The sequence below is a fragment of the Paenibacillus sp. P4_A7 genome (assembly GCF_056402455.1).
Window position 1 is genome coordinate 32,004 of record NZ_JBFUHJ010000005.1, and the last position, 19,793, is coordinate 51,796.

14 protein-coding genes and 1 pseudogene are annotated in these 19,793 nt (G+C 43.9%); 4 read left to right on the forward strand and 11 right to left on the reverse strand.

Annotation, left to right across the window (positions count from 1 at the left end; genetic code table 11):
- Positions 1-1,067 precede the first annotated feature (1,067 nt).
- The 3 genes from AC1DWN_RS01510 to AC1DWN_RS01520 all read right to left on the reverse strand — a co-directional run bounded on the left by AC1DWN_RS01510 (position 1,068) and on the right by AC1DWN_RS01520 (position 3,959).
- Entirely contained in the window at positions 1,068-2,933 is a 1,866-nt protein-coding gene (locus tag AC1DWN_RS01510; protein WP_477557180.1) for a polysaccharide biosynthesis protein, read from the reverse strand.
- Positions 2,934-3,179: 246 nt separating this feature from the next.
- On the reverse strand, positions 3,180-3,722 hold the full coding sequence (gene spoVT / locus AC1DWN_RS01515; protein WP_477557181.1) for a stage V sporulation protein T: 543 nt from the start codon (positions 3,720-3,722) through the stop codon (positions 3,180-3,182).
- Positions 3,723-3,779: 57 nt separating this feature from the next.
- On the reverse strand, positions 3,780-3,959 hold the full coding sequence (locus tag AC1DWN_RS01520) for a hypothetical protein (RefSeq protein ID WP_477557182.1): 180 nt from the start codon (positions 3,957-3,959) through the stop codon (positions 3,780-3,782).
- Positions 3,960-4,169: 210 nt separating this feature from the next.
- Between AC1DWN_RS01520 and AC1DWN_RS01525 the strand changes: the two genes are divergently transcribed.
- Positions 4,170-5,294: an ArsR/SmtB family transcription factor gene (locus tag AC1DWN_RS01525; protein WP_477557217.1), complete on the forward strand. Its 1,125-nt coding sequence runs from the start codon at positions 4,170-4,172 to the stop codon at positions 5,292-5,294.
- A gap of 228 nt (positions 5,295-5,522) precedes the next feature.
- Positions 5,523-5,624, forward strand: a pseudogene (locus AC1DWN_RS01530) (ABC transporter ATP-binding protein); the annotation flags it as partial.
- Between the two features lie 142 nt (positions 5,625-5,766).
- Here the strand turns inward: AC1DWN_RS01530 and AC1DWN_RS01535 are convergent.
- From AC1DWN_RS01535 to AC1DWN_RS01565, 7 genes are all read right to left on the reverse strand, one after another.
- The gene (locus AC1DWN_RS01535) at positions 5,767-6,837 is read right to left on the reverse strand and encodes a peptidylprolyl isomerase (protein WP_477557183.1); all 1,071 of its coding nucleotides are present in this window, start codon (positions 6,835-6,837) and stop codon (positions 5,767-5,769) included.
- A gap of 71 nt (positions 6,838-6,908) precedes the next feature.
- Positions 6,909-10,496 (reverse strand): transcription-repair coupling factor, encoded by a 3,588-nt coding sequence (gene mfd, locus AC1DWN_RS01540; protein ID WP_477557184.1) that lies wholly within the window; start codon positions 10,494-10,496, stop codon positions 6,909-6,911.
- Between the two features lie 171 nt (positions 10,497-10,667).
- The gene (locus AC1DWN_RS01545; RefSeq protein WP_477557185.1) at positions 10,668-10,898 is read right to left on the reverse strand and encodes an anti-sigma-F factor Fin; all 231 of its coding nucleotides are present in this window, start codon (positions 10,896-10,898) and stop codon (positions 10,668-10,670) included.
- A gap of 64 nt (positions 10,899-10,962) precedes the next feature.
- Complete coding sequence (pth, locus tag AC1DWN_RS01550) at positions 10,963-11,523, reverse strand: aminoacyl-tRNA hydrolase (protein ID WP_477557186.1); 561 nt, start codon at positions 11,521-11,523, stop codon at positions 10,963-10,965.
- A gap of 210 nt (positions 11,524-11,733) precedes the next feature.
- A complete protein-coding gene (locus AC1DWN_RS01555; RefSeq protein WP_477557187.1) occupies positions 11,734-13,224 on the reverse strand; it encodes an ABC transporter substrate-binding protein in 1,491 nt (496 codons plus the stop codon).
- Between the two features lie 100 nt (positions 13,225-13,324).
- Positions 13,325-14,227 (reverse strand): carbohydrate ABC transporter permease, encoded by a 903-nt coding sequence (locus AC1DWN_RS01560; RefSeq protein WP_477557218.1) that lies wholly within the window; start codon positions 14,225-14,227, stop codon positions 13,325-13,327.
- 75 nt (positions 14,228-14,302) lie between these two features.
- The gene (locus tag AC1DWN_RS01565; RefSeq protein WP_477557188.1) at positions 14,303-15,241 is read right to left on the reverse strand and encodes an ABC transporter permease; all 939 of its coding nucleotides are present in this window, start codon (positions 15,239-15,241) and stop codon (positions 14,303-14,305) included.
- A gap of 235 nt (positions 15,242-15,476) precedes the next feature.
- Here AC1DWN_RS01565 and AC1DWN_RS01570 point away from each other — a divergent pair, with 235 nt between their 5' ends.
- Both AC1DWN_RS01570 and AC1DWN_RS01575 read left to right on the forward strand, forming a co-directional pair.
- Positions 15,477-17,246 carry a sensor histidine kinase gene (locus tag AC1DWN_RS01570; protein ID WP_477557189.1) on the forward strand — a complete coding sequence of 590 codons (1,770 nt, stop codon included), beginning with the start codon at positions 15,477-15,479 and terminating at the stop codon, positions 17,244-17,246.
- The gene (locus AC1DWN_RS01575; RefSeq protein WP_477557190.1) at positions 17,239-18,816 is read left to right on the forward strand and encodes a response regulator transcription factor; all 1,578 of its coding nucleotides are present in this window, start codon (positions 17,239-17,241) and stop codon (positions 18,814-18,816) included. Before AC1DWN_RS01570 ends, AC1DWN_RS01575 begins: the two co-directional genes overlap by 8 nt.
- A 202-nt stretch (positions 18,817-19,018) precedes the next feature.
- Here AC1DWN_RS01575 and AC1DWN_RS01580 read toward each other — a convergent pair whose 3' ends face one another.
- Positions 19,019-19,669, reverse strand: a complete 651-nt coding sequence (locus AC1DWN_RS01580) for a 50S ribosomal protein L25 (protein ID WP_477557191.1) — start codon at positions 19,667-19,669, stop codon at positions 19,019-19,021.
- Positions 19,670-19,793 lie beyond the last annotated feature (124 nt).

Genomic DNA, 19,793 nt, shown 5'->3' on the forward strand with positions numbered 1-19,793 from the left:
CACTGAAATCGCAACACAGTTACTTAAAGGACACAGAACGTTTTCTCCACAATTGCAACACGGTTGCATAAAGCTCATTGAACGTTTACACCGCAATTGCAAAATGGTTATGTAATATTTTCAGCGGCCAAGTAATAGCTTCAGGCATGCCTGTTTATTATCCGAATACTAAGTAATATTAACAAGCTAAATGGCAAAAAGGTGGCGTGTACTTACTGTTTTTCCCCGATAATGTGCCGAACGAGCGGTCTATCGAGTTAGCGGCATGGGTACAGTAAACATACAGCAAACAAATTGCTACTTAAAGGACTCAGGTCCTTCTTTCGTGAGTTTTAATGCCATTTTGGCGAGGTTGTGGACTTAGGTTCCGCTATTAGTAAGTTTTAATGCCATTTGGGCAAGGTTACGGTACGGACATAGGTTCCGCTATTCCTCTTCATTCGGGGCGTATTTGACCCAATTAGCTCAAACAACGGATCTGGTGTCCGTACGCATATCCGAATAGAGGGAACGTTCACAAATAAGAGCTTCTGTGTCCGCTAACTAATTTTTCATGCTCGCTAGTTTCAATATTTGCAACTAAATGGGGGCTCAAACAGGTGAGCTGCGATTTAGTTTCAGGAATTGAACTTAACTGCTGGGTTAGCTCGATTCGTGCCCACTTTCCGGTGAATTAGCTGCATATTCTGCAACTAAATCGTCCCTTTTAGCACAATAACACCTATTAGTTTCACATTTCGAAACTAATTCAATAAGGACTCCAATACACCAGATAAATATGTACTTCCATAGCGATATCTATCTACAATTAGAGGAATAGTCAGTCGTGACCACTCGTTGTTCCTCGTCACCGATCAACCATTGCTGGCATCAGAATCCATAGTCAACTTCAGATACCTTAAATTGATTTAGCAACAGACGTGAAATTAAGGTTATGTCAATTAGCGCGCGCTTCAGGTCGAGTAATAGCGAGATTAAGTAGTTACGTCAGATGATCAAGCAATTCCGTCAGCCGACAAGTAGTTACGTCGACTGATCAAGCAATTCCGTCAGCCGCAGAATGCCGGCTAACGGTCCCGATCCGCTGGCGGAAGAACCCGCCAGCGCCGCAACCGGGCGGCCAACAGGCCGCCGCCCGGCAACGCGCGCAATTCGCGCGCGCTCACAGCGCCGCCGCGCAATGCCGCGGCACTGAAGGCGCAAGCGCCGACGGCAACGCCCGTCAGCGCAAGCGCAACTGCTGCCGCCCGAGGCGGCAGCCCGCCAAGCGCGGCGCTCAGCGCTCGCTCGGCGACAACTAGCGCCGCGGCCATGACCGCGAGCGCGAAGCCCGTGCCTGCGGCCGCACGGCTAAGTGCCGGCCCTCGCCCCCCCTTAGCGCCCCTCAGCACTTTTCTCGCTCCCTGCGCCTCAGATGCTTCCCTCGCCCCACGCGCTCGAGACGCCCCCGAAGCTGCCGCGGCATAATGCACCGCGACTGTTCCGAGTAAAGCTACCCCGCTTAGCGCTATCACACCTGCGACTGCAGCACCCTCCGCCCCGTACAAGGGGACTAGCACAGCATTAAGCACTCCCTTTAGCAGCGCTGCAACTAGCAGCAGCAAGGCAGGAGCACGAACTGCACCAAGCGCCTGCAGCACAGGCGCAGCAATCGCATTCACACAGCCAGCTAGAGCCGTACAACCGACTATAGCAAAAACCCATGTACCTTTTGCATCCGCATATAACATCATATTTAGTGGCTCTGCCAGCATAACTAGCCCTACACTAGCTGCCGCTCCTATCGCCCAAGCTGTGCGCTGAGCAAGTGATACCTGAAGAGAGAGCTGCCCATAGGCCCCTCGCATTCTCGCGAGCGCTAATCCAGGCACTAATGCAGCCCCAGCCGCTCCTGCTACCATGACTAGCAGTTGAACAAGCGGCTGAGCACGGCTATAGACGCCAAACGTCGTCATCGCTTGAGCTTCAGACAGTCCAGTATCCCTTAACAATCTAGGCACTGTAAAGGCATCAACAACACCGAGCACAGGTACAACAACAGCCCCCAACGCAACAGGAAGAGCGATAGCGGCCAGCTTTCTCATCTCGGTCATAAGCTTTTTCATCTCAGCCACGAGGAACCCTGGTTTACGTGCCAATCGTTTTCTTATCCTAGTACGCCAAAAATAAATAGCCAAAACAAATAAAGCAGCCAGAGCGCCAAACGCCGATCCACTCATGACGCCAGCCGCAATGGAAGAGTCCTCCCACATCGAAGATAAGCTCAGTATAAGAACGATCAGCATAACGGCTACACGAATGATTTGCTCAATAACTTGAGAAGCAGCAGACAACGCCATTTTGTTCAACCCCTGCGCATATCCGCGCAAAGCAGCAACAAATGGTACTAGCAATAGCGCTAGTGAAACCGCACGAATAGCTTTAGCCGTCTCGGTGTCTCCGATCCAGCCAGATATTTGACCCGCACCTGCCCACATCCAGCCAAAAGCAACAATTCCCGTTACACCAAGAAGCAGCAAAGCAGCATATAACGTTCGTCTTACGCCCTCAGAATCCCCACCCTTACGCAGCCGTTCTGCGATAAGCAGTGACACAGCCGTCGGGAGTCCCGCGGTTGCAAGAACAGCAGCCAACTGATAAAACGGATATACAGCATTATAAATGCCAAATACGCGGTCACCAGCTATATTTTGCAGCGGAATCTTTTGCAAGACACCGATCAGCTTTGACAAAAGTGCCGCACCTGCCATCCATGCTACACCGTTCGCCAACATCCGAGAAGACTTTCTCTGATAGGCGTCCTTCCCAGTATCCGCTTCCCCGGCTTGATCACCACTTAATCGCTCAGATGCCGCTAGAACAGCCTCTTCCCCACGCTCCGCCACTTCAACTTGTACACTACCGTCTGTCAGCGAAGAAGGCTTGCGGTTCATACTTCCACTCTCCTGCCTATCCTTTGATCATGTTGGTATCTATTATACCTCACAATCGTAACCTTGAAAAAAGCTTCCTCAATCAAGGTAAACCTTGATTAAAGAAGCTGTCATATGTCTAGCTATTTATGTTGCGACTAACCAACTCGATTGTGTATGTTCCTTCATTTCGACTCATTTTTATACGATCTTATTAAATCCTATTCGTTCATCACAAGCAGAAAGGTCCGTCACCACTACCCCAAGCTACTGCTCCATTTGTTTCGCCAAAAAGCCTGCTGCCGTCTCCGCCATCTTTGTTTCCATATTGCCCATAGTCACTGATTCATCCTTGCTCAACAATATGACTGTTCCAATCGGGTCCCCGCCCGCAATTATCGGAGCAATAACAAATGAGCTGTACGTCTCAGCCATGTCCTTAATTATCTCATGTGATCCGCCGCTTGCTTCTACTAGCGTCTTACGATTTTCCATACAGCTTTCCAGCGCAGTCCCGACCTGCTTATCGAGCAGGTCCTTCTTAGAAGCTCCTGCCACAGCAATAACGTTATCACGGTCAGTTATCAATGTAACATGGTTCGTTCCCTCATACAGTGACTCGGCATATTCTTTCGCAAAGTCGCCAAGTTCGCTAATTGGTGAGTATTTCTTCAAAATAACCTCACCATCACGATCTACAAATATTTCCAGAGGGTCACCCTCGCGAATACGTAATGTTCGACGGATCTCCTTTGGAATTACTACACGCCCAAGATCATCAATGCGACGCACAATTCCAGTTGCTTTCATTTCTTGTTGCCCCACTTTCCTAGAGGATTTTGAGTCGACTGGATTTTTACTGCTTGTTTATAACGAAGAGGAAAGATCCTTCAGAAGACTTTGAATCTGACCATAGTATTCATCCGCTCCCAGAATCTTATGCACGACTAGAGGACTAACCGTCAAGACTATTTGCAGTCTATCGTTATGCCTTACAGCCGCGCTCCTCTGCCCGCTTTCTAAATCAAAATCATTTTTGATTATCACTATCCTTCTCCAGCATTCCCCGTTTTCTCCTTTCACTTGCATCACTTTTGTTAAATTTTTCGAATGTACAGATCTATCTGCATTTCTTTCTATTTCCCAAAAGATTTATGACTCAAACCGTATACAACCAAATTATTACATGTTATAATTTACCTAAATACGTAATTACGTAAATTCGTATTAACTTCAAAAGAGGTGATTAGTTTGACAATAGCTAGAGATTATGGAACCGAAATTGATGCTTTACGAGCACAATTAAGCGATATTCAAGAGCTTGTAAGCCAGCTTACAAACGAAACAACACCAAGTACGAGCGCCAAATCAAGAGAGCACCACAGCATAGTTACGATTCAGGAAGGTCGTACCGAAACAGAACAAGGAAGCCTCTTTTATTCCGGGCAATACCGTGGCGAGAACCGACACTACCGATGGGAACCGCAAGAAAGACAAGTAGTTCAGCTTCTAGAGCTTGATGGAGAGAAGGCCGCTAAAGTATTGGCTGCACTTGGCCATCAGCAGCGCTTGGATATTTTGAGAACAGTTTTGAAGGAACCCCTTACCGGCCCTGAGATTGTTGAACGATTGAATATGGGTACAACGGGACAGCTATACCACCATATCAAAGCGCTTATGGCGGCGGACCTTCTTACTCAGGAAGAACGAGGAGGAAAGTACTCACTTCCATCGCACCGCTCCCTTCCGCTTTTACTATTGCTGGCGGCTACTTCCGATCTGCTTGATACAAGTGAATACATGGCATTAGCAGAGACAAGAACCAATGTCAATTCCTACTTAGGAGCGCCAAATTCTTCATACGACGCCCATTATCTGCTGCGCGCTGTTATGGAAAATACTATTCTTGAGCATCAAGCAGGGTACTGTAATCAAGTTAGTCTATTTCTCCATAGTGACGGCAGCATAACGGTTGCCGATAACGGAAGAGGCATTCCCGTTCAAGCTCTTCCAAACACAAATAAAACCAATTTGCAAACCGTGCTTACAGATATTAGCCAATTCAATACTAGTGCTTCTTTCGTTGTCCCGGGTAGTGAGAAGGGCATAACAATCGCAGTTGTTAATGCTCTCTCTCAAAGGCTGTCTGTTGAAGTTCGCCGAGAAGGGAAAATATATAAACAGGACTATAAGCACGGTATCCCTCAATCAGAGTTATTAACCATTGGCGTTACAAATGAAACAGGAACAAGCATTACTTTTGTACCAGATAAAGAAATATTTTGTGCTCCTTTCGATATAAGCGTACTGTCCTCTCAAATAAATAAAATTTCCGACGCTTACCCTAATCTTACTGTTCATTTTCACTCGCCTTCACGTTAGTTGAAGATCAAAGTTTTACTTTTTCACAGCAAAAAAGGGTCGACCGTAAAATCTGTCGACCTTACTTTATCCTTATTTTCATAACTCTGTTAAACGGTCAAATATTTGCGTACCACTTCTTCGTCCAGTGCTTCTAATTCGCCCTCCCATGCAATAGCCCCTTTATCCAGCACGTAGAAGTAATCACCGACACTCTTTACAAACTCTAAGCTTTGCTCGACTAGAGGGCAGCAGCAGCTCGCATTCGCGCGTGCGCTTGCTTCAAAGCCAGAGGTACTGCTGCTTGATGAGCCCTGTGAAGGCATACAACCTTCTATCGTCGATGATATTCTAATATGCTGACAGGTTGATATTCACATCACCTAAAATGACAATAACTAAATAAAAAAGAGCCTACCTTAAGCGTTAGCTTTAAGGCAGGCTCTTTTTATAAAATCTTTTTTAACCATGACACTCTTAATTAGATCCTAAATTATTTCGTTTCAGGAGCGTCCGTAGCTGGTGCTTTTTCTCCATCAGGCTTGTCACTTGCTGGAGTCTCATCAGTTGCCGGTGCTTTCTCATCCGTTGTTTCATCTTTAGGCAAAGTAATAACTACTTCTTGCTTCGGCATTTCATCCGTCATGAATTTATTCATATGGACGTATGCTACAGCAGCTCTCAACTCTTCTTTATCAGCTTCTGCCATTGTATCAAACGTCTTGTTATCGCGCTTCTCAACCTTGATAACATGATAGCCGTATTCTGTTTCTACCGGTTCACCAATGACACCTATTTCTTGCTTGAAAGCGGCAAGCTTGAAGTTTTCTACCCACTCGCGACCTTTTTTATCGGAGTACAAGCCGCCAACATCTTTTGATTCAGGGTCTTCTGAATATTCTTTAGCAAGGGCTGTCCAATCGCCGCCTGCTTCTAGCTTCGCCTTCACTTCTTTTGCTATTTTAAGCGCTTCTTCAGGAGTACGAACATCTTTCTCCTCTTTCGTCGTAGGGTCTGTTGTTTTCGTCAGAACCAAAATATGACGCGCGCTAATGGTCGCATAATTGGCAGGATTTGTTTCTAATTCTTTTTTCATTTCATCATCTGTTACTTTGGAATTCATATGTGCTACGAGTACAGACGTCATTAGCATATAGTTTTCCATATCTTTATTTTTAACCTTTTGCTTATCTACTGCAGCCTTCAAATTAGCATCCTTTGACAATGCATCTTTATATTGCTTCATTTGCTCTTTAACATCGTCAGCAGCCTTTTTCTTAGACTCCTCAGATGCTTGACTACCTACAATTTTGTATGAAATATACTGCTGAAGCAATTGTTCTTTAAATTGAGGTACCGCAATCACTTGCTCATAACCTGGTTGTAATACATTAAAAACAGCGATGTACTTGTCGAATTCCGCATCCGTTACATTGCCGCCTTTATAAGTAGCAATAACTGTTTCTTTAGCGCCGCATGCCGCCATCAAGGTCATGGCTAGCACCGCTGTAATAACAAGCATCGTGCCTCTGCGCCATGCTGATTTGTTTGAACTTTGTAACATGTTGAATCCCCTTTCATTCTATGAACTTCTTAATATTGTACCAGAAATGGGACCAAAAAAGCGAATCCTGCCTACGGCGTCACATTATGCAATTGTTCCTTATTTGAGAGAGCATCCTTGTACGCCTGCAGAAATTGCTCCATCATATGAATTTTTTGTTCCATATTCAACCCTTTACCACGCAGCAGCACAGAGGGGTTAGGTTCTTGGTCGCTTCCCTGTTTAAACCGGTTCTCATGCTTCAAGCAAATCTGGTCGACCTTCTTCCGATCAATTCGACGCTTCTCGCCAGCTGCGAAGCGCAGAAGCAGGTCGTCACCTTTGCCGCTTATCTGCTCAATACCATACATCGTTCCGTACACCTTAAGACGCGCTACCGCGAGCAAATTACTTACCGACTGCGGCAAATCGCCAAAGCGGTCAACCAGCTCGTCAATCACATCGTCGGCCTCTTCAAACGTACGAATGGCCGCCACTTTTTTGTAAATCTCGATTTTCTGGATACTATCGTAAATGTAGTCAGACGGCAAGTACGCATCAATGCTAACATCAATTATTGTGCTAACCGGCTTCTCTTCCTTAATTTCCTCGCCATTCATCTCTGCTTTACGTTTAGCAATCTCGTCAGCCAGCATCTGCGAATACATATCAAAGCCAACCGAAGCAATAAACCCATGCTGCTCGGCTCCAAGCAAATTACCCGCTCCGCGTATCGATAAGTCACGCATAGCTATTTTAAAGCCTGAACCAAGCTCCGTGAACTCCTTAATCGATTGCAGACGCTTCTCTGCTACTTCAGTAAGCACCTTATCACGCTGATAAGTGAAATAAGCATAAGCTATCCGATTTGAACGACCAACCCGCCCCCTAAGCTGATACAGCTGCGAGAGTCCCATTTTATCCGCATCATGCACGATTAGCGTGTTAACGTTCGGAATATCAACGCCTGTCTCAATAATACTCGTGCTGACTAAAACGTCAGACTCCCCGTCGAGGAAGTCGAGAATGGTTTTCTCCAGCTCCTGCTCCGACATTTGTCCATGACCTACCGCAACTCTAGCATCCGGGACAAGCGCGTTAATCTGCTCAGCCATTTGATAGATGCCTTGCACACGATTATACAAGTAATACACCTGACCGCCTCGCGCGAGCTCCCGCTCAATAGATTCACGTACAAGAGCTTGATTATGCTCCACGACATAGGTTTGTACAGGAAAACGATTTTCTGGCGGCGTTTCAATAACCGATAGATCACGCACGCCCAGCATCGACATATGAAGTGTACGCGGTATAGGCGTTGCTGTCAGCGTAAGCACATCGACATTGGTTTTAAGCTTCTTCAGCTTCTCCTTATGCGATACGCCAAAACGCTGCTCCTCGTCCACAATAAGTAATCCAAGCTGCTTGAATATAATATCCTGAGACAGCAGGCGATGCGTCCCGATAACTACATCAACCGTACCATTCTTCAGCCCCTTCATCGTGTCATTCTGTTCCTTGCGAGAACGGAAACGACTTAGCACCTGTACGTTGATCGGATATCCGGCGAATCGTTCGCGGAATGTTTCATAATGCTGCTGTGCAAGTATGGTGGTTGGCACTAATACAGCAACCTGCTTGCTATCCATCGCTGATTTAAAGGCAGCACGAATAGCGACTTCGGTTTTACCGTACCCGACATCTCCGCATAAAAGACGGTCCATCGGCTGGCTTTTTTCCATATCTTTTTTGATCTCTTCAATCGCTCTAAGCTGGTCACGGGTCTCATCATAAGGGAACATAGCTTCAAATTCCTGCTGATACGACGTATCTTCACTGAATGAATAGCCCGGCGCCGTTTGCCGCTGAGCATACAGCTTGATTAGATCGTCAGCTATATCTTGAACGGAAGCTTTTACTTTGCTTTTCGCCTTTGTCCATTCCGTTCCGCCTAATTTGTTAACTTTAGGCTCTTTATCTTCATTGCCAACATACTTCTGAATCATATCGACTTGCTCAATCGGAACAGACAGCTTATCGCCACCAGCATACAGAATGTGCAAATAATCTTTATGAATGCCCGCAATTTCAAGCGTACCTATTCCTACATATTTCCCGATACCATGATTATGATGAACAACATGGTCGCCAACCTTGAGCTCCGTATAGCTTTTAATGCGCTCGGCATTGTCTACCTTTTTATCTATCTTCCGTATTTTCCGCTGCTTCTGGGAGAACATCTCCCCTTCGGTAATAACGACCAAACGAGATGAAGGAAGCTCAAAGCCCGATTGCAAATTGCCTTCGAGCAAGGTTGGTGTTTCGATACTATAGTCCTCAAGAACACGACGCATCCGCTGCATTCGCTCGGCATTGCCGGCTAGCATTATAACAGTGCTACCTGTCTTATGCCAACGTTCCATCTCTGCCTTCAATAAATTCATCTGACCATGGAAGTTTTGCATCGAACGACTTGTCATATTCAATATATTTTGTGGCTGAGAGTGTGGAACCTGTCTTAAAAATAACGACAAAAATAACGTCGGAAACGGACGTTGATGCAATATTTCATCTGTATCACGGGCTAATACAAAGCCTGGCAATGACTTGCCGTTTTGCAATAAATGCATGGACCATTCGGATTCGTCCCGCTCCAGTTGTTTTGCCGTCTCTATTAAACGAGTTGGCTCGTCTAGTATAAGAATGGTATCGCTTGGCATATAGTCGAGAATGGTTTGCCGTTCCGGGTACAACAATGAAATATATTTATATATTTCTGGAAAATATACATGCTCACGGAGCTTATCAAGCTCTCCGCCAATTTCTGTACGCAAACGCTCTTTAGCAGTGCGATCAGTCGTTTTTTCAAGCTGCTTCTCTAACAGCAACTGCGCATGATTCGCAGCAATTTCCATTCGCCGGCCATCCGCCATCATTTCCTGACATGGAGGTACAATGAACGATTCAAAACGATCAGAGGACCTTTGATCTGCAGGATCAAACGCTCTTATTGAATCGATATCATCTCCGAACCATTCGATACGATAAGCACTGGTCGTCGTTAGTGGGTAAAAATCAACAATGCCGCCTCGCACGCTCATCTCACCGCGCAATTCTACGCGATCAGCACGTGTATAACCTAACGCCATCATCTGGCGCAAGAAAGTATCGATCGGCAGCGAATCACCAACCTTTACCGTTATCTGAGCTTCTGCCATAACTGTACTGGTAGGCAAATAACGTCGTACGCCGGAGAACGGCACGACAACGATCCCGCGATAGCCTTTGGACAGCTTGATCAGCACATCCATACGCTGCGCCAGCGTCTCGTGGCTCGAGATCGCTGCTTCGGCAGCCATAAGCTCATTCGCGGGATATAACAAAACCTCGTCTGAAGATAAACATTCCTGCAAATCCTCTGCAATCTTCTGTGCAGAGAACATATTATGCGTCACAACAAGCATTGGCAGTCCTACGTCTTTCTGAAGCGCTGCAATCAGCACTTGACGAGAGGAGCCTGCAAGACCTGATATCATCTGTTCACGCATGCCTTTATGAATACCGGATATGACAGACTGAACGTCCGTATCCGCGGCAAAAGCTTCAATTAACGCTTTCAACGTTTGCGACACCCCGTTTCTATAAACAATCGGAGAGTGATACGATCGCTCCCTGTACATTGAAAAGAAGCCTCAGCATTCGCTAAGGCCCAAGCAGAAACAACTACACATCATCCGTAATCCTTAGGATGACACCGTTTCGCATCGAGATATAAGCTCCATATACTTTGATAAACTCAGCATATATATGGTCTTATCGTATTCAAAATATCGCCCATTGTTGTCAGTTAATCACTGCAATGGACTACTTACAAGATTCAGCTCAGGATTTGCATCAATCGCCTCACGACAATAGTCACATACCACTTTTACAGTTACATCCCCATTAGGGTCATACGCTATTATATCGCTGCGCTCTTCGGGGGTCAAGAAATGGAAACCGAGCTGCTGCTCCGTAATATTAGACCCGCTTAATGAACCAATAGACGTCCTGCAATGCCGACAAATATAGTTTACAGCCATATGTATGCCTCCTGAAGAGTTGTTATTCTCTTCAGTATGCCCAGCCCTATCGTTATTTAACAGATTACCCGTTAAACTTCGCCATCGTCTCTTCAAAAGGCGCCTTTAGTCCAAATTCGATGGCATCACAAGCTGATGAAATCATCTCAGCAAGCAGGTCTCTATCGCTCTTAGGAAAGGTGGACAGAACATAGTCAGCAATATTCATTCCCGGCTGCGGACGAGATACGCCCATCCTTACACGGTCGAACGTTTGGGTGCCTAGATGCTGAATAAGTGATTTGATTCCATTATGACCGCCCGCACTGCCTTGATACCGCAGTCTCAGCTTACCAATTTCCGTATCCAAATCATCATAAACGATAATGCCATCTTTTAAATCCGCTTTATAATAATCAAGAAACGACCGAACCGATTCTCCCGAAAGGTTCATATATGTCATAGGCTTAAGGAGATATACCTTCGTACCTTGCACATTGCCTTCACCGATTAAAGCCTTGCATTTATTTTGCGTGACATTAATACCCCATCGTCTCGCCAGCTCATCAATCACCATAAAACCGACGTTATGCCGGGTTCCTTGATAAGCGGTGCCGGGATTTCCCAGACCTACAATCCATTTCATGGCTTGCACCACTCCTTTATGGACAAATGTATCATAATCTCGTGCGAGCGTAAACGGCAGATGCCTCCCTCTTCGGCAAATGTCTCCACTTCGCGGTGATGGATAAGATCATTTAGTATGTGACCACTTATCCCTTCTTAATCAATGAAAAAAAGCCTTCCGGCACCAATGGATTTCATCCATCATACCGGGAGGCTTTGCATTCTTTTATTATTTATTCGCTTTCCATTCGTCAACCTGTTTCTGAGCTTCTGCAATGATCTTATCTAGACCTTGTGAATTCAGCTTTTCAATTGCTTTCGGTAAAATTTTCGCCAAATCAACAGAGCCTGTATTAAGCGCAGGACCGAACTCATCAACAGCATTTTTAACGTTTGCAATCTCAGTCATCACGCTTGATGGATCAAATTGGAATCCAAGCAACGGTGCATTTTTTGCACTGTCGTTAAACACTTGATATTGTTCCCATTTGTCTGCAGGATCTTCCTTCAATTTATCAAGCAGGAACATGTTGCCCAGTGTAAATGACGCCATACCATAGCCAGAGTCTTTAATTGGCTCGTAAACACCTTCAGAAATCTTATTGTAGTGAGTTCCTTCAATACCGTTGTTAATCAAGTTACGCAAGTATTTATCCGTATTAAGAAGATTCAAAAATTGCATAGCTTGCTCTGGGTACTTCGATTTGGCCGAAATCGCTTGCATAGATCCAGTTACGGACCAGTTGAAAACCATAGGCTCATGAATCGGAGTGGATACGATTGGATATTTAAAGCCATCCGTCCAAAGGATATCAGCGAAAGGTACAGTATGCTGTTTATCAACAAGCCATTTACCTGTCAACTCGTGATCATTACCTGTTTTAGTTGCAACGTCTGGAGGCAAATAGCCTGCTTTATAGTATTTCTCCATCGTTTCAAACGTTTGCTTCGCTTCTGGAGTAGCCCATACATTAACCATTTTCAATTCTGGATCTGTTAAGGAAACACCTACTGGAATACCTTCCAAAGCAAAATCATATGGCAGGAATGGTCCCATATTCACTTGAATCGGATACATATCCGGCTCGTTTTCTTTAATGACTTTAAGCATTGGCTCGAGGCTTTCAAGCGTCGTTGCATCAGCAGCGTTTAGCTTATATTTGTCGAGTAGATTTTTGTTGAAGCGCCATACTGCTTGAGCAGGAAGCTCTTTATTAGTTGGAATCGCGAAGTTATGTCCATCAATCTTGGAACCCTCTAGGAATGCTGGATTCAGCACTTCTTTGATTCCTTGGCCGTGCTGCTCTATAAGCTGATCAAGCTCTTGGAAGTAGCCTTTTCTTGCGCCTTCTACATAGTTAAACGCCCAAGAAGAAGTAAAGGCAATATCGAATGGCTCGCCTGAAGCGGCAATAACCTGCATTTTTTGGTTATAATCGCCCCAATCRATTAATTTAATTTCGATGGTTGTGTTAATTTTCTCAATTAAGTACTTGTTAGCTTCCGCAACTACCTTGTCTAAATCCTTTTGTGTTCCACCAATTGTGTACCAAACCAAATTAACTGGTTTTCCCTTCTCAACCGGTTTGTTCGTAGCCCCTTCTTTTGGAGCATCTGTAGCACCACTATTCCCCTTATTGTTGTTGCCTGAGCAGCCAGACAAAACTAAGACCGCGGAAAGCACAAAGGTCAATACGAGAAGTAAGCTTTTTCTTTTCATTTCTGTTTTCCTCCCTTTTATCTAACTATTTATATTAAAACATGGGACCCGAAGGCTCGAATCCCGCATCCTAATAGCGGCTTGTAGCCATGCCTTCGAATTATTCCTTCACCGAACCAACTGTAAGTCCTTGAACGAAATAACGTTGGAAGAACGGATAGGCAAAGACGATTGGTACTGTAGCAAGAACAACCATAGCCATTCGTGTTGTTTCTGCAGGTAGAGATTTCGCAATAGCTGATCGCTCCGTCGAATTAGAGATCGTGGAATTTTGCAGTATAAATTGAATGTTTGTCTCCACCTTCATCAAGAGCGACTGCAATGGAAGCAGCCTTGCATCATCAATATAAAGTAGAGCGTTGAACCAATCGTTCCAGTAACCTAATGCGCTGAACAATCCAATCGTGGCAAGTCCCGGAAGCGAGATAGGAAGCACCAGATTGAAAAACACTCGAAATTCGCTGGCCCCATCAATCTTCCCCGACTCAATAATGGCGTCTGGAACCATTGTCTTAAAGAATGTCCTCATGATTAAAATAGAGAAGGCACCCATAGACATCGGAAGAATCAAAGCCCAAATGGTATCTTTCAAATGCAGCACTTGCGTCGTTACGATATAGGAAGGTACCAAACCGCCCCCAAAGAGCATCGTAAAAAACGCGATAAAGGAAAAGAATCCTTTGAAATGGAAGTAACTTCGTGAAATGGCATACGCATAAAGCGCTACTAGCGCAACGGAAATCAGGGTTCCAAGCACCGTGATGAATATCGTAACGCCGTATGAGCGAAGAAGCTGATCACCCGTCTTGAAAATATACGAGTATGCATCAAATGACCATTTTTCAGGTATAATGCTGTAACCGTTTTTAGCGAGCGTCTTCTCGTCCGTAAAGGATAGGACGATGACAAACAGGAAAGGATAGACGCAGGAAAAAGAAAATATTCCAATAAGCACATGGGCTAACGCATTCCAGAATGGCGGCAAATGGTGAATGTTATGCATTTTCTTCCGCTTCTGTGGTTTACTCAATTGCGGTTCAATGACGGCACTGTTTTCCAACGAGAGCCCCCCTTTCTATTAGAACAATGCTTGTTCCTTATTAATTTTTCTGACAATGAAATTGGTGGCGAGAACAAGCACAAATCCGATTACGGCTTGATATAAACCTGCTGCGGTACTCATTCCGATATTTCCCGAAACCTTCAAGCCTCGATAGACAAACGTATCAATAACATTCGTTACAGGATATAGTGCGCCTGTATCGCGAGGAACCTGGTAGAATAGTCCAAAATCAGCTCTGAATATACCACCGACCGCAAGAATGAACATGATCACAATAATTGGCGTAATTAGTGGAATCGTTATTTTTCGAATTTGCTGCCATTTGTTTGCTCCGTCAATCATGGCCGCCTCGTAGTAAGATTTATCTATTCCGACGATCGCAGCTAGGTAAATAACGCTACCGTACCCGACACCTTTCCACATGTTAACGAAGGTGAGGATGTAAGGCCAATATTTTGTTTCTGAGTACCAGTACACGGGATCAGCTCCGAAAAATTTAAGCAGCTGGTTGAGCACCCCTTTGTCTACACTCAAGAAGCTGAATACAAAGTAGCTGACAATAACATAGGAAAGAAAATGCGGTAAGAACATGCCCGTTTGATAAATTTTCGCCATTTTCTTATTAGCAATTTCGTGAATGACAATGGCAACGATTACAGCCAAGGTCGTTCCGAGAATAATAAATAACGAGTTATAGAGCAGTGTGTTACGGACAATAATGTATGCATCGTCCGTCTTGAATAAAAATTCAAAGTTTTTAAATCCCGTCCACTCACTTTGTATGATGCTTGCCATAAATCCATCAGTGCTAAACTTATAATCTTTAAATGCAATTATTGCTCCCGGCATAGGCAAGTAACAGAAGTAAAAAAACCATACGGTTCCTGGAAGAACCATAAACAATAATGCCTTATTGCGGCTTACAAGTTTAAGCCAGCGTGCAAAACCTGCCATGTTGTCCCTCCCTCAAATTCGTTTTACTAGGTTGTGTTATTTAATTTACATGAATGAAAGCGCATCCAAAAGTGAACAAATCAAAGAAGTGGTGTACAAAACAAAGATACCGTTTTTTTATTGTCCCATTTCGCTGCTTTATGATAGTCTTATTTGTATAAAACCATAATATTTCCAATTAATTGTAAGCGCATACTTGTTTGAAGTAGTTACTAGAAAAGGATGAATGGTTAGCATGAATAGACTTGTCTTTTGGTACAACAAACATTTTAAACAAAAGCTATTTAACAAAATCTTAATGCTTTATTCCATCATTACGATACTATCTCTGGCTACCTTATCAGGGTTTGTATACACCTATTTGGTTAATACACAGGTGCAGAAGGAATTGGATTTGAATAAACAAGTTTTGAACAGTATCGCAAGCCATTTAGATGAGAAACATCTGAACTCTCAGGAAATTATTCAAGAGATTTATCGGGAAGGATCATCTACACTGCTTGATGATATTAATTCCTTTTTGCAAAAAGATTACTCCAATTATTTGAACGACCGACTTCTACAGTACATCAACTCAGGTGTACGCACGCCTAACATAATCACATTTCTGCGTTTGCAGTTATCCAATAATCCGGATATTCGTACAATTGCGATGTATAGTGCAGACAAGAAATCTCTCTATCTTCTAACGCAAAAGACTCAGAACTATTATGAGATCAACACCGATCTTCAGACTGCATTAGAAAAATATATTATCACCGAAAAAAGTATCACCACAGTAAGTAATATTACGAGCATGAATAAGCTGGATATCGTAGGAAATCTCATTATCGATTATGATACGGAAGGTATTTATCAATCATTCCAGAACAACCGCAATGAAATGAAGGGTTATGTCGTCGTATTAACACCTGAGGGAAAAACCGTTTTTGATTCTTCAGGACGATATTACGGGCAGAAATATCCCTATGCTTCTTTGCTCGGTTCGACCTCCTTTAATGAAAATCTGGAGGATGGGTCTTTTGTTAATTCTCAGATGGGAAATCGGTTTGGCTTTTGGATCGCTGGAGTCATTCCTAAATCTGAAATAATAGATGACCTTAAGGGTTTACGGAACACGCTCCTATTAGTAACCGGTGTTTGTATTGCTGGAGCTATGTTTTTAACCTACTTCACCCTTGTAAGCTATTCCCGTCGTACATCAATGATTGTAAAGGCTATGAAAAGGCTGCAGGATGGCGACTTGTCCGTCAGAGTTCCTATGGAAAAGCAAGATGAATTGTTCCAGATCTCAAGTCGCTTCAACAGGATGTGTGAGGATCTTACGCAATATATTGATCAGGTATACAAATCGGAGATTAGACAAAAGCATGCTGAGCTAGTCGCTTTGCAAGCCCAGATTAATCCCCATTTTCTTTACAACACGCTTGAGGCTATTCGAATGAGAGCTCTACACAAAAAAGCCGACGATGTCGGTGAGATGATTTATTTATTGGCGACTATGTTCAGATATTCGGTTAACAGCAATACGGTCGTGACGTTATCAGATGAAATGGAGTACTGCAGACTGTACCTTGATTTGTTTCGAATAAGGTATAAGAATAATTTCACCTATGAACTGGATATCGAACCTGAATGGATGAATGTACCGATCCTTAAATTATCGATTCAGCCGATAATTGAAAATTACGTTGTGCACGGCTTGATCATGTCCCACTCCGACAATCAGCTATGGGTCAACGCCGCATTGGAAGGTGATGATTTGCTGATTACTATTCGTGATAATGGAAGCGGAATAAAGCACGATAAATTAGAACAACTGAAGAGTCGATTAATAGAATCACCTTTGCATGCAACCGGATCGATAGGCCTGATTAACGTCAATGAAAGAATTAAGGTTTTCTTCGGTACTGAGTATGGACTGCATATCGAAAGCACTTCCGGACAAGGTACTCTCATCATCTTGAAAATACCTGCGGGAAAAGGGGGACAATCACTTGCGTAAATTGTTTATTGTCGACGACGAACCATTTATTTTGGAAGGGCTATCATCCGTCATTGACTGGGAGGAGTATGGGATTGAAATTTCCGGAATAGCCCCCAATGGTCTGGATGCCTTTGAGGCTTTGAAGGAATCTGGAGCCGACATCCTCATTACAGACATAAGAATGCCAGAAATGAACGGTCTAGAATTGATCAAACGGCTTAAGCCCTTATATCCGGATATGAAGTCTATTGTGTTGAGCGGCTATAACGAATTCGATTACGTGCGAGAGGGTATACGACTAGGAATCGAAAATTATTTATTGAAGCCAATTAATTTTAATGAGCTGACTGAAACGGTCTCAAGCACGATGCAAAAAATAGAAAATGCTGATCGGTACGCATTCCTCAACCGTAATCAGATCGATATTTTACGCAACAATATTCTTAATCGCTGGTTAACGGGGAAAATAGACCCTCTAGAGCTGAGAAATCGGCTGCAGCTGTTAGAAATACCGACAGACAATGCTTTCTATACAGTAGCTGCCATTAAGACTGTAATAGATAGCAATGACTCTAGCAGCAGATCAACACTATGGGAGCAAGAGGGCAGCGAAGCGTACTCACTCTGCAAAAGATTAACTGAAGAGGTAAATAACTGTTTCTGCTTCAACGATCTTGACGGGGACATCATTCTTATTTTCACTAGGTCAAATACTCAAAATGAAACGGCGGACAACCTTTCACTGCTTACGCATTTAAGGAATGAGCTGAAGCAAACGATCGGTGTACGAGTTCTGATCACGCTCGGCAGTCAGGAGTTGGGTTACTCGGAAGTGTCCCAAAGCTATCTTCACGCAAAACGGCTTCAGGAGTATTTCCTAACGAACTCAGAGGATGAAATCTTAAAGTACCATCAAATACTCGGGGACGGTCCGCGATTTCCAGAATTTATTCCAATAGACTGGTCTGAGTACGAGCAGCTACTTTTTAGCAAAGATAAGCAAGTACTTTACGATTATATTGACGAGTTGTTCATGAAGCTGCAGTCGATGGATGCGAGCTCACCCAATCAAATTCATAACTGTGCCATTGATTTAATTTTGTGTACCAAGCAGGCATTGAAAGAAAACAAACTCAATCATGAGCTGGCTACCAGCAGCAATAAACAGCTGTTTACTGCTTTATTTAGAGCTCATACGATCGGTCAACTGGTAGCGCACGTCAAATTGATTGCCGGCACTGCTGTGGACTATCTAGCCATTGACGACGATGAGTTTAGTCCGGTCGTAAAGCAGGTTATGAATCAGATTCAGACCAGGTACGCCGATGAGCTATCCCTAAAAACATTAAGCCTCACCCTGAACATCCATCCATTCTATCTTGGCCAGCTTTTCCAGAAGGAAACGGGTGAAAGCTTCTCCGATTATTTGAACGCATATAGAATCAAAAAAGCGATAACGCTGCTCAAGACGACCACGATGAAAACCAGTGAAATTTCGAAGCAGGTTGGTTATTGGGAACCGGGTTATTTTTATAAACAATTCAAAAAATATATCGGTATTTCTCCTACCAAATATCGAGGCGTCTGAGCTTGAACACGAGGTAGATACAATTCTCGGCAACCAGCATGCTGTTTGCCTCAACAACACAAAAACAACGCCGTCCTCTATATAAACGGCGTTGTTTGCATGTTAATTATTTTACGACAATTGCTAAGCTAATTTCCTTAACCCCAAAGGACAGAGTAAGCCGCTTACGCTTGTATGTTTAAAGTGATTTTTAAAGAGATGCTTAAAACGTCTTTAAGCCCTCTAGTTTCGCTTCACTCGAACGTGACTCTGCCTCCTCAAGCTCTACCGCTGCATCCGCTGCTTCTTCCTCGCTTAGCTCTTTCTGTGGTGACAATATATTCAGCACTACAGCATCAGCATCCAAAGTCGCTTCTACACCCTGTGGCAGCTTCAAGTCACTTATGAGCAGGCTTTCACCAATACCCACTGTTGAAATATCCACCATCACCGTCTCAGGAATGCTTGTTGGTAAGCATTGTACTTCAAGCTCATGCAATACTACTTGAAGAACACCGCCCTCCCTTATACCTTGAGAGTCGCCTTCCGCTTCAATGCGGACATATGCTTTCACCTTTTCATTCAAGTTAATTTGATGAAAATCAACATGCTGCACTTTACGACTTAGTGAATCACGTTGTACATCTGATATCATAACCGACTGTTTACCGTAAGACGGAACATCGATTTCAAGTACCGCATTGGGATGTGAACGCAGCAGCGAATGCAGCTCCTTCTCATCAACCGTTACTAGCGCAGCTGAGCCTAATTGTTTGCCATACACAACACCCGGTATTTTACCTTCATTCCGCAGCTGGCGAAGATCACCTTTCGTCGAGCAAGTCCGTTCGTTCGCGTTCATAGCTATCGCCATTTTGTAAACCTCCTAAAGTTTTGTGAAGCAAAACTMACTTCGTAAGCATGTACTTTTAGTTTTGTGAAGCAAAACTCACTTCGTAAGCATGTACTTTTAGTTTTGTGAAGCAAAACTCGCTTCG

What these genes read in the sequence shown, in the direction of transcription:
- AC1DWN_RS01565 (WP_477557188.1), bottom strand. Translation starts at nt 15,241, where the DNA reads ATGGCAGGTTTTGCACGCTGGCTTAAACTTGTAAGCCGCAATAAGGCA.
- AC1DWN_RS01510 (WP_477557180.1), bottom strand. Translation starts at nt 2,933, where the DNA reads ATGAACCGCAAGCCTTCTTCGCTGACAGACGGTAGTGTACAAGTTGAA.
- AC1DWN_RS01580 (WP_477557191.1), bottom strand. Translation starts at nt 19,669, where the DNA reads ATGGCGATAGCTATGAACGCGAACGAACGGACTTGCTCGACGAAAGGT.
- mfd (WP_477557184.1), bottom strand. Translation starts at nt 10,496, where the DNA reads ATGTACAGGGAGCGATCGTATCACTCTCCGATTGTTTATAGAAACGGG.
- AC1DWN_RS01535 (WP_477557183.1), bottom strand. Translation starts at nt 6,837, where the DNA reads ATGTTACAAAGTTCAAACAAATCAGCATGGCGCAGAGGCACGATGCTT.
- AC1DWN_RS01570 (WP_477557189.1), top strand. Translation starts at nt 15,477, where the DNA reads ATGAATAGACTTGTCTTTTGGTACAACAAACATTTTAAACAAAAGCTA.
- AC1DWN_RS01560 (WP_477557218.1), bottom strand. Translation starts at nt 14,227, where the DNA reads ATGCATAACATTCACCATTTGCCGCCATTCTGGAATGCGTTAGCCCAT.
- AC1DWN_RS01545 (WP_477557185.1), bottom strand. Translation starts at nt 10,898, where the DNA reads ATGGCTGTAAACTATATTTGTCGGCATTGCAGGACGTCTATTGGTTCA.
- spoVT (WP_477557181.1), bottom strand. Translation starts at nt 3,722, where the DNA reads ATGAAAGCAACTGGAATTGTGCGTCGCATTGATGATCTTGGGCGTGTA.
- pth (WP_477557186.1), bottom strand. Translation starts at nt 11,523, where the DNA reads ATGAAATGGATTGTAGGTCTGGGAAATCCCGGCACCGCTTATCAAGGA.